This is a genomic window from Frankia sp. AiPs1, assembly GCF_023716945.1.
GTDB lineage: Bacteria > Actinomycetota > Actinomycetes > Frankiales > Frankiaceae > Frankia.
This window is the reverse complement of record NZ_JAMQQF010000002.1, coordinates 80,199-90,629: the sequence shown is the minus strand read 5'-3', so window position 1 is coordinate 90,629 and position 10,431 is coordinate 80,199. Positions and strand designations below refer to the sequence as shown.

The following is a 10,431-nucleotide window of genomic DNA, read 5'->3' as shown; positions in this document are numbered from 1 at the left end:
GGCGGCGCGGATGGCGGCGGCGCGGACGAACCGCGGCTGGCCGAGCAGGTGCTCGCCGGCGACGTCCGAGCACCGGTGCCGGCGGACGTGCGCAAGATACTCGACGAGATCGTCCCCACCCGCGGCGCGGACCGCTCCGCCTACTTCACCCGCCTGTGGAACCGGGCGGAGGAGGCGAAGAAGAAGCTCGGCTCGGGCGGCCGGGACGGCACCGGTGCCCCGTACGAGCTGCGCAACGCCCACGAGTACGTGGACCTCCGGGCCGAGTACCAGCAGTATCGCGGCACCGAGGACGTCCAGGTGCTCCTGGACCCGACCGACTTCCGACGGCTGGCCATCCCGGTCATCGACCGGGCCGCCCAGATCGCCGCGGAGCTGGTGGCCGCCGCGTTCCGCAACGAGGACGACCCGCACCTGGACCAGGTGGCCCTGTCCGGCGGGACGACGGCCATGCCGCTGGTCCGCTCCGCCGTCGGCACCCGGCTCGCCGACCTGCGGCTGAAGGACGGCGTGCCGCTGACCTGGAACCCCGGCGCGCTCGTCGTCGAGAACACCTTCGCCAAGGAGGTGGCGTCGATGGGCGCGGCCTTCGGAGCCAGCATCGCCGAGCTGGGCGAGGGCTACGACGCCCAGCGCCGGAACATCGCGGGGGGTGCCCGGGCGGAGATCAGGGCCGGCAGGCTTCGCATGAGCCTGCCGTGTGACTTCGACGTCCGGTCGTGGGGCCAGATCGTGGACAAGGCGCTGCGCGCCGGCGACCCGTTCGTCATCGGGGCGGCCGGCACTCCCGGGACCGCCCGCAGCGCCTGGATGCCCCTGCGCGGGCTGGTCAACCTGTACCGCCCGCTCGACCCGTCGGAGGACATCCAGTGGGCGCAGTTCCACTACGTGGAGCAGGCTCAGCAGGAGGGCTACGACGCCACCGTCGACCCGCGCTGGGCGGGCGGCGCCAGCCACTCCGGCCCCCGGGTCTACCTGCAGATCGAGGTCGACCAGGGCCTCTCCCCCACCATCAACCTGTGCCTGGGCAGCCCGCACTGGCTCATCGAGAGCGACGGCCTGGCCGTCGGGGACGCCTTCGACCGTCAGCTCGGCCTGGTCGCGCCCCTCTACGCGACGCCCGACCCCGACCGGCTCGACCAGGGCGTACTCATCTTCCCGGCCGGTAGCCCGGCCGGCGGCGCGCCGGACGATCCCACCGGCCGGCCTGCCCGCGTCGGCGCGCAGCCGTTCCCGGAGACGTTCGCCCGCATCGACGCGCGCGCCGACCAGCCGGCCACCGTCGGCGGGTTGCTCTCGCGGGTGCCCCTGCCGCAGCGCCTGGGCGGCGCCGGGAGCTGGACCTTCTTCCTGCGCACCGAGGACGGCCAGGACGTGCCGCTCGGCCCGCCGGTGGCGCGGCCCGCCGGCACGCCCGAACACGGCGCGACCTGGCTCGCCTCCCTGGACAGCACCGGCCGACTACGCGTCCACCTCGGTCGCCCGCCGTACTGGGAGGCACGGAACTTCGCCGACGTACTCGCGCACCCCGGCACCGTACTGAGCCGGCCGATGCTCCCCGTGCTGCCCGACCTGAACCCCGACTGGGACCCGTTCACCGGCGACCACTGAAGCGAGCAGCGAGGCGAGCACTGAAGCGAGCACTGAAGCGACCCCCGAACCCGGCCGACCTGACAATCCGCTGAGCCCGAGCACCGGAGAGCACGCCATGACCACCTGTTCGACACCGGGCGAGGCGACGGCGCCCAGCCCGCCCCCCGACACGACCAGACCCGGCACGACCAAACTCGACACGACCAGACCCGGCACGACCGAACGCAGCACGACCGAACGCAGCACGGCCCAACTCGGCCCGGCCGGACCCAGCGCGGCCGGACCCAGCGCCAACGCCGGCCCGGCGGCGGAGGTCGACGCCATCGTCGCCGTCGTGCGCGAGGTGGCCGCCGGCCTGGGCCGCACCGAGTCCGCCGCGGCGGATGCGGTCCGGGCCGAGCTGGCGAGGTCGAGCTGCGGACTGCACGACCGGGCGTCCCGGGACTGCGAGCGGGACACTGCCGAGAACGTCGCGCTCCTGCGGGCCTGGGCCCGCGCGCTCGCTCGGCTGAGCTCGCTGGCACCGCCCGGCGCCCCACCCACCCGGCCTGATCCCGCACCACCGAGCCGGGACGATCTCCTCCCCGCCGGCCGCGATGATCTTCCGGCGGCTCCGGAAAGTACACCGAACCGCGGGTCCGAGCGCACCGCGGCCGCGGGCGGCATCGTCACCACCGATCCGGTGGCGACGAGCCGCACCGAGTCGCAGGGCGGACGGGACGCCGACCTGCGGGGCGGACAGGACGCCGATCTGCACCGGTCGCTGCTGGCCACCGCGCGGTCCTTCGCCGCCTCGGCGCCGGCCCGGCCCTTTCGGCTGGCCGTGCCGGCGGATCTCGACGCCGTCCGGCTGTGGCAGTGGATCCATCTCGCCGTGCTGCGCCTGCCGGATCCCGATGCGGCGCGGCGGCAGATCCACCGGGAGCTCGGCGTCGAACTGCCGGCGGCGCCGAACGGGCAGGCGGTCCTGCTGCCCGACCTTCCGTGGACTGGCCAGGGTGGGGTGCCGCTCGGCCACGTCCGGCCCGACGTGGCGAAGGCGCTGGGTCCCAAGGCGCCCCGCTTCGGCCCGGCGGCCGTCGTCGTGAGCGACATCCTGCAGCTCGTCGGCCTCGCCGAGGTCGATCGGGCCCTGCAGTGCGGCCTGTGGCGGATCGTGTCGGCGAGCTCGCACCGGTCGCTGGCGGCGCCGGCGCTGCGGGAGAAGTACCGGACGGTCACGCTGGAACGCCTCGCGGCGCTGGCGGCCGCACCGGAGGGCTCGGAGCAGGAGGCCCACGAGATGTGGCGGGTCCACGAGGCGGTGGCCTCGGTGTACCCGTGGCCGCTGCCCGCGCAGTCCGGCAGTTGGTGGGCGACCGCGGTCGGCCGGATGTGCGACGTGCTCGCCGGCACCGTCGCCGAGGTGCCACGCGAGCGGCGGCCCACGATCGAGCACATCATCCCGGGCTCGGAACGCTATGCCGCCATCACCCGTCGCCAGGAGGACATCGCGATCGACGATCCCCCGGCCGGGCGGGCGCTGCGCGAGCTGCGCGCCTACTACACCTGGCAGGACGACCACGGCGACCACGAGGAGTTCGGCCGCTGCGTGCGGACCGTCGGACAGCTCTGAGCCGGCCGGGCTCGTCGATCACCCTGGCCGCCGTGGTGGTCCCCGCCTCCGGGCGTCGGCCGGGGCGCTTCGGATAATGGCTGGCTATGACGGTTGCCCGTTCTTCTGCGCAGGCCGCGCGCCAGGCGGTGGTGGAGGGGGTGTTGGAGCGGATCACCTTCGTCAGCGAGGAGACCGGCTACACCATCGCCCGCCTGGCCACCGAGCGGTCCGGCCCGGACCTGCTGACGGTGGTCGGCCCGCTGCTGGGCGCGCAGATCGGGGAGAGTCTGCGGCTGACCGGGCAGTGGGGTAGCCATCCCCGGTACGGCAGGCAGTTCCAGGTGGACTCGTACACCACGGTGTTGCCCGCGACGATCCAGGGCATCCGCCGGTACCTCGGCTCGGGGCTGATCAAGGGGATCGGGCCGGCGATGGCCGAGCGGATGGTCGCCCACTTCGACACCGACATTCTGCGGATCATCGAGGAGGAGCCGGCGCGGCTGATCGAGGTGCACGGGCTGGGGCCCAAACGCACCAGGAAGATCGCCGAAGCCTGGGAGGAACAGAAGGCGATCAAGGAAGTGATGCTGTTCCTGCAGGGGGTGGGGGTGTCCACCTCGCTGGCGGTGAAGATCTACAAGAAGTACGGCGACCAGTCCATCGGCGTGGTCCGCACGCAGCCCTACCGGCTCGCCACCGACGTGTGGGGAATCGGGTTCAGGACCGCCGACACCATCGCCCAGGCAGTCGGCATTCCCCACGACAGCCCCGAACGGATCAAGGCCGGGTTGCAGTACACCCTGTCGCAGGCCGCCGACGACGGGCACTGTTTCCTGCCCGCCCCGAACCTGATCACCGACGCGACGAAGATCCTCGAGGTCGAGCGGGAGCTGATCGGCCCCTGCCTGGATCAGCTCGCCGCCGACGAGGGCGTGATCCGCGAGGGCGTCCCGGCCGGGGACGCCACCGTCCCGGCGGTCTACCTGGTGCCGTTCCACCGCGCGGAGACGTCCCTGGCCGGCGGGCTGCTGTCGCTGCTCACCTGCGCCGAGGAGCGGTTGGCGGCGTTCGCGGAGGTGGACTGGGACAAGGCGCGCAGCTGGCTACGGGGCCGCACCGGTCAGGACCTGGCCGACGAACAGGCAGCGGCGGTCACACTCGCGCTCACCCGCAAGGTGGCCGTGCTCACCGGCGGGCCCGGCTGCGGCAAGAGCTTCACCGTCCGGTCGGTGGTGGAGCTCGCCCGGGCCCGCAAGGCCCGGGTGGTGCTGGTCGCGCCGACCGGGCGAGCCGCCAAACGGCTGGCGGAACTCACCGGCCACGAGGCCTCCACCGTCCACCGGCTGTTGGAGCTGCAACCCGGCGGCGACCCCAGGTATGACCGGGACAATCCGCTGGACGCCGATCTGGTGGTCGTCGACGAATCCTCGATGATGGACGTCATCCTGGCCAACAAGCTGGTGAAGGCCGTCGCGCCGGGAGCGCATCTGCTGCTGGTCGGTGACGTCGACCAGCTTCCCTCCGTCGGCGCCGGGGAGGTTCTGCGTGACCTGCTCGCCGCCGACGCGATTCCCCGGGTCCGGCTGACCAGGATCTTCCGGCAGGCCCAGCAGTCCGGCATCGTGGTCAACGCCCACCGCATCAACGCCGGAACACCCCCGCAGCTGACCGGCTTCGCCGATTTCTTCTGGTTCACCTGCGAGCCGGCCGACGACTCCGGCCTTCATCCGGCGGAGGAGACCGCCAAGATGGTGGTGGACATCGTCGCCCGCCGCATCCCGAAACGTTTCGGGCTCGATCCCCGCCGTGATGTTCAGGTGCTGGCGCCGATGCACCGAGGACCCGCCGGGGCCGGAAACCTGAACCTGCTCCTGCAGGAGGCCCTCACCCCCGCCCGGGAAGGCGCTCCCGAGCGCCGCTACGGCGGGCGGGTGTTCCGAGTCGGCGACAAGGTCACCCAGCTGCGCAACAACTACGACAAGGGGAAGGCCGGGGTGTTCAACGGCACCGTCGGCGTCGTCACCGCCATCAACACCGAGGACCAGACGCTGACCATGCTCTCCGACGAGGACGAGAGCCTCGTCTACGACTTCGCCGAACTCGACGAGCTCGCCCATGCCTACGCCGTCAGCATCCACCGCTCCCAGGGCAGCGAATACCCCGCCGTCGTGCTTCCCCTCACCACCTCCGCCTGGATGATGCTGCAACGCAACCTTCTCTACACCGGCGTCACCCGGGCCAGGAAGCTCGTCGTCCTGGTCGGCTCCCGCAGGGCGCTGGCGGCCGCGGTCCGAACCCCGGGAGCCGGCCGCCGCCACACCGCCCTCACCCACCGCATCACCCCCTCCTGAGCGCCGCCAGTTCGGCGAGCTCTGCCAGTTCGGTCAGCCACAGGTCGGCCAGCGACTCGTGGCGGGGGACGCTCGCGCTGGCCGTGAACGTGACATGGGCCTGCTCGCCGTAGCCGAACAGGCCCACGGTGAGGTGCTGGCGGCCGACGAAGAGCGGAGGCAGCCCGACCAGTCCGGTCACGGGCCGCCCCGCGACGGCCAGTCGGCAGCGCAGGCTCCCCGGATTGGAGGCGACGAGCGCGACCTCGCGGGTGCGGGAACCCGAGCTCGCGACGTGGGCGAGGAAACGCTGCGAGGCGTGCGGGGACAGCTCGGCGTGGGCGACATGACGGCGCTCGACGACGCCGAGTCCACCCCCCCGCTTCAAGCGCCGTGTGAGCCCCGCGACGCGGACGAGCCGCCGGCCGGGATCGGGTTCGCCGCAGGGCAGGGCGATGCGGACCCCGGTGGTGAAGTTGGACATCAGCTCCTGTTCGGCGCTGGTCCGGATGCTGATGGGCATCAGCGCGTGGATGGGTCGATGAGACCGGCTCCATTCCGGCAGCGACCACTGCCGCAGCGCGCCGGCGAGGGCCGCGAGGTAGACGTCGTTGACCGTGACCGCGTGCCGTCGCGCGATCCGCCGCAGCGCGTCGAGTTCCGTCGTCGCCCAGGTGTGGCGGGCCGGTCCGCGGGCCGGACCGCCCCAGGCCGCCAGGGCCCGGGTGGGCGCCAGCCCCTGCACGTTGCGGCCGGCGAGGCGCAGGTAGTCCGCCGGCCGGGGGGCGGCAAACGCCTGCGGCAGGGCCACGCCCGTGTCGTCACCCTCGCCGAACAGCAGGTGCAACGCCCGGAAGAGGGCGCCGCCGTCCTGGTGCACGTGACTGGCCCGGTACAGCACCAGGGTGCCGGGGAGAGAGTGCCCGCGCAGGAGGTGGAGCCGCCACGGCGGTCGACCGAGGTCGACGGGCTGGGCGGCGAGCCGGTCGATGACGCGGCGCAGGCCGTCGTCGCCCGACCCCGCCGGGACGGCGGTGACGACCACGTGGTCGTCCACGTCGACGTCGCCGCGTGCGGCCCACCGGGGCTGGGGCTGCTCGGCAGCCGACCCGCGGCCGCGGTGGTCCCGGGGAGGCGATGCGACACAGTGGAGTCGTTCGGTGAGATCTGGCGCCGCGCGAAGCCGGTCCGCGACATGCGCCCGCAGACCGGCGAGGTCCAACGGTGGTCCGCCGACGTACAACAGCACGCCGATGTCGAGGAACTCGCCGGGGAAACGGCGGGTGAAGGCCAGATAGGCGTGATCGCCCATCGTCAAGGACCGGTCCTGCACAGCGCCATCCCCTTCCGCGGTCGGGTATGCCGCGGAATCATCGCATAAGTCCGAGTTCTCGCACCCCGGCGGCGTCCGCACCTTCCGGCCGGCGCCCGGCGTACCGCTCAGCCGGAGGGGGCCGTACCGCTCAGCCGGAAGGGGCCGGATCGCTCAGTCGGAAGGGGGGATGACGGGACGCGGGCGCATCGCCGCGGGAATGGTCGGTTCCGCGTCGACGACGCGCATGAGCAGGCGCAGCAACTGCTTCTGCTCGTCCGGCGAGAGCGTCTGTACCGACGCTGGAGGAACGGAGAGCATCTCCTGGACCTGGGCGAGGACGCGTCGGCCCTCCTCGGTCATCGCGACCCTCTTGGCCCGCCGGTCGGTCGGGTGCGGCTCGCGCCGCGCGACGCCGCGGCGCTCGAGCAGGTCGACGATACTGGTCAGATAACTCGGGTCGTGGCGGAACGTTTCGAGGAGTTCTCGCATCGGGCGCGGGCCACCCGACAGCACCAGCAGGATCTTCATCGCGGCCGGCGTGAGATCGAACGCCTGGCACACCGCGTGGATCCGGCCGGGCGCCTCGCCGCTGAACATCAGTGCCAATATCGCGCGCCACGCTTCGCGCGCCGTCGCCTCGCCGTCCGGAACGTCGCCGTCCGTAGCCTCGCGCGCGGCGGCGTCCCGGGCGGCCGCCACTCCGGCGCCCTCCCGAGCGTCCTCGATCATCCGTCGATCGTAGCGTCCAGCCGCCGCCAACTTATCGTGGTCATCACCATATATTTGACTCAACTCAATGAAACCGGGAAGCTGGGCGTCGACAAGCCGGTCCCGCCCGGTCGCCCGAGAGGCGACGTTCCGGTTCCCACCCGATCGGCTGCGACGTCGAGCGGACAGGCCGCACGCGACCAACCGCCCCGGCGTCCGCCGCCTTCGCCACGGAGATCAACGTGCCCGATCGACCCGACGCCGCCCCACCGCCCGCGATCCCCACGCCCGGGCCCGCGCCCGCGCCCACGCCCACAGCGGCACGGGCACCGGCACCGGCACCGGCACCGGCACCGGACGACAAGCTCGACCCGGCGCTGATCCGGCTGGCCGCCACGGTGATGCTCGGCGCCATCATGGTGATCCTCGACACGACGATCGTCTCGGTCGCCATCCATGCGCTGGGCAGCGAGTTCCACACGTCGCTGTCGACGATCTCCTGGGTGACCACCGGCTATCTGCTCGCGCTGGCCGTCGTGATCCCGCTGGCCGGCTGGTCGGTCGAACGGTTCGGTGCGACGAGGATGTGGAACATCTCGTTGACGCTGTTCGTCGCCGGCAGCGCCCTGTGCGGTGTCGCCTGGTCAGCGGAGACGTTGATCGCCTTCCGGATCCTGCAGGGTCTCGGCGGCGGCATGATCATGCCGATCTGCATGACCATGCTCGCCCGGGCCGCGGGCCCGCAGCGGATGGGCCGGATCATGAGCATCATCGGCGTCCCGACGCTCATCGCGCCGGTCCTCGGCCCGGTCGTCGGCGGCCTGATCGTCGACCATCTGAGCTGGCGCTGGATCTTCTACGTGAACGTGCCGATCGGCGTGCTCGCCCTGTTCCTGTCCTGGCGGGTGCTGCCCCGCGAGGACCGCGGCTCGGCGCACCACCGCCTCGACCTGCCCGGCCTGGCACTGATCTCACCAGGGCTGGCGGCGCTCGTCTACGGCCTGTCCGAGGCGGGCAACGGCGGCGGTTTCGGGGCCGCGAAGGTGCAGGTCAGCATCGTCGTCGGGGTGGTGCTGCTGGTCGGCTTCGTCGCGCACGCCCTGCGCCGCGACGGCGCGCTGCTCGACCTGCGGCTCTTCCGCGACCGGACGTTCAGCGTGGCTGGCCTCACGACCTTCGCGATCGGCGCGATGCTGTTCGGCGCCATGTTCCTGCTGCCGCTGTACTACCAGATCGCGCGCGGGCAGAGCGCGAGTGACGCCGGACTGCTCATGGCACCGCAGGGACTCGGCGCCATGATCGCGATGACGATCGCAGGACGGGTCGTCGACCGCCGCGGCCCCCGGTCGGTCGTCCCGCTGGGCATGGCCCTCGCCCTGCTCGGCACGCTCCCGTTCACCCAGATCGACGCGCACACCAACGAGGCGCTGCTGGCCCTGTCGCTGTTCGTCCGCGGCCTGGGCTTTGGAGCGGCGATGATGCCCGCGATGACCGCCGCCTACGCGACGCTTGCGCCGGCCGCGGTGCCGCGCGCGACCACGACCCTGAACATCCTGCAGCGGGTCGGCGGGTCGCTGGCCACCGCGCTCGTGGCCGTCGAGCTGCAGCACGCCATCGCCAGCCGGCTGCCAGGCGCCGGTGGCGGCGAAGGCGCCCTTGTCCGGTCGGCCGGGGTGAAGCTTCCCGACCCCGTCGCCGGCCAGGTCTCCGGTGCGTTCGGCCTGACGTTCTGGTGGATCGTCGCGCTGACCGGCGTCGGCTTCCTCGCCAGCCTCTTCCTCCCCGGGCGCCGCGCCACCCCCGCGGCGGACGGCCCCGCCCCCGCCCAGCCGCAGGCCCGGTTGCCCGAACCGGTCACCGTGGAGTAGCCCACAACCGCCGCGTGGGCATTCTTTCCGCGAAATCCGCGTCACCCTGTGTTGCCAGTGACTCCAACAGCTCGCTGGCAGCCGTGTTTGCGTCCACCCACGTCAAATCCCAACCAGGGGCCGTCCCAGGGCGGTTCAGGGAGCGGTTCAAGAGGCGTTCAGGGGGCGGTGGTGACGAAGTCGGCCGTCGTGACGGAGACGGTGGTGAGGGGGCCGGTGACGTCTCCGACCAGGACGGTCCAGCGTCCGCCGGTCCTGTCGATGCCGCCGGTGGGCGCATTCTGCGGCGCCCAGACGATGTCGCGCGGGCCACAGGAGTAGTAGCCGGCATAGTCCGGATGGTCCACCGGGGATCCCCAGGCGCCACCGTCGCGCAGCCGGCAGCGGTCCCCGTTGGCCAGGACCAGGCCGAGCGGGACGGGGTTCCTGGGCGGGGAGACCGTGGCGACGAGCGACTGGGCCGTGAGCGCGGCGAGCGTGGCCGAGTACGGGTCGCGCAGGCAGAGCATCCGGTGCGCCTGGGGAGTCGGCCAGCAGGTGTCGGCGCCGGCGGCGCTGGGCGAACAGAAGTAGATGTTGCCGCTGACGGCGGCCGGCGCCGGGCTCACCTGGCTGGTGTCGCCGCAGTCGATCGGCGCGTCCGGATGATCGTCGCGCCCGTCGACGGTCCAGCCCTTCGCCGGTTGTCCACGGCGGTCGACGGGCGCCAGGTTGACCAGCCGAGTCACCGCGCCGCCACGCGCGCCGCCCGCCCCCGAGCTGCCCGCCCCGGTGCCTGTCCCGGCGGTCGAAACCGTCGTCACAGCCGCCTGCCCGCCGGTGCGCCCCTCGCTGGCACAGCCGGCGAGCGCCGTCACCGACGCCGCCACGAAGATGGCCGCCCACCACCGTGCGCCGGCCGCTCGCCGACCCGCCCTGCCTACCCACACGTCCGCCTCCCGGCCAGGTCCCGTCGAGTCGACACATGAACCGACCCGCGGAACGTAACCGCCCGCCGCCCGCCGCCTCCCGCCCTGTCCG

At 72.8% G+C, this 10,431-nt stretch carries 7 protein-coding genes; 4 read left to right on the top strand and 3 right to left on the bottom strand.

Going from position 1 to position 10,431, the window contains the following annotated elements:
• From ND748_RS00900 to ND748_RS00890, 3 genes are all read left to right on the top strand, one after another.
• Nucleotides 1-1,611 (top strand): hypothetical protein (locus ND748_RS00900; RefSeq protein WP_251743376.1); only part of this gene is annotated, 1,611 nt, incomplete at its 5' end.
• Nucleotides 1,612-1,708: 97 nt separating this feature from the next.
• Nucleotides 1,709-3,208 carry a hypothetical protein gene (locus ND748_RS00895; RefSeq protein WP_251743375.1) on the top strand — a complete coding sequence of 500 codons (1,500 nt, stop codon included), beginning with the start codon at nucleotides 1,709-1,711 and terminating at the stop codon, nucleotides 3,206-3,208.
• Between the two features lie 86 nt (nucleotides 3,209-3,294).
• Nucleotides 3,295-5,541: an ATP-dependent RecD-like DNA helicase gene (locus ND748_RS00890; RefSeq protein ID WP_251743374.1), complete on the top strand. Its 2,247-nt coding sequence runs from the start codon at nucleotides 3,295-3,297 to the stop codon at nucleotides 5,539-5,541.
• On the opposite strand, the gene ND748_RS00885 is transcribed toward ND748_RS00890, so the two are convergent.
• Together ND748_RS00885 and ND748_RS00880 are read right to left on the bottom strand one after the other, a co-directional pair.
• Nucleotides 5,528-6,832, bottom strand: a complete 1,305-nt coding sequence (locus ND748_RS00885) for a wax ester/triacylglycerol synthase domain-containing protein (RefSeq protein WP_251743379.1) — start codon at nucleotides 6,830-6,832, stop codon at nucleotides 5,528-5,530. The two genes, ND748_RS00890 and ND748_RS00885, sit on opposite strands and share 14 nt — an antisense overlap.
• Nucleotides 6,833-7,006: 174 nt before the next feature.
• Nucleotides 7,007-7,534 carry a MarR family winged helix-turn-helix transcriptional regulator gene (locus ND748_RS00880; RefSeq protein ID WP_374215815.1) on the bottom strand — a complete coding sequence of 176 codons (528 nt, stop codon included), beginning with the start codon at nucleotides 7,532-7,534 and terminating at the stop codon, nucleotides 7,007-7,009.
• A gap of 251 nt (nucleotides 7,535-7,785) precedes the next feature.
• Between ND748_RS00880 and ND748_RS00875 the strand changes: the two genes are divergently transcribed.
• Nucleotides 7,786-9,411, top strand: a complete 1,626-nt coding sequence (locus ND748_RS00875) for an MDR family MFS transporter (RefSeq protein ID WP_251743373.1) — start codon at nucleotides 7,786-7,788, stop codon at nucleotides 9,409-9,411.
• 158 nt (nucleotides 9,412-9,569) lie between these two features.
• On the opposite strand, the gene ND748_RS00870 is transcribed toward ND748_RS00875, so the two are convergent.
• A complete protein-coding gene (locus ND748_RS00870) occupies nucleotides 9,570-10,340 on the bottom strand; it encodes a hypothetical protein (protein ID WP_251743372.1) in 771 nt (256 codons plus the stop codon).
• Nucleotides 10,341-10,431 lie beyond the last annotated feature (91 nt).

What these genes read in the sequence shown, in the direction of transcription:
- ND748_RS00895 (WP_251743375.1), top strand. Translation starts at nt 1,709, where the DNA reads ATGACCACCTGTTCGACACCGGGCGAGGCGACGGCGCCCAGCCCGCCC.
- ND748_RS00890 (WP_251743374.1), top strand. Translation starts at nt 3,295, where the DNA reads ATGACGGTTGCCCGTTCTTCTGCGCAGGCCGCGCGCCAGGCGGTGGTG.
- ND748_RS00885 (WP_251743379.1), bottom strand. Translation starts at nt 6,832, where the DNA reads ATGGGCGATCACGCCTATCTGGCCTTCACCCGCCGTTTCCCCGGCGAG.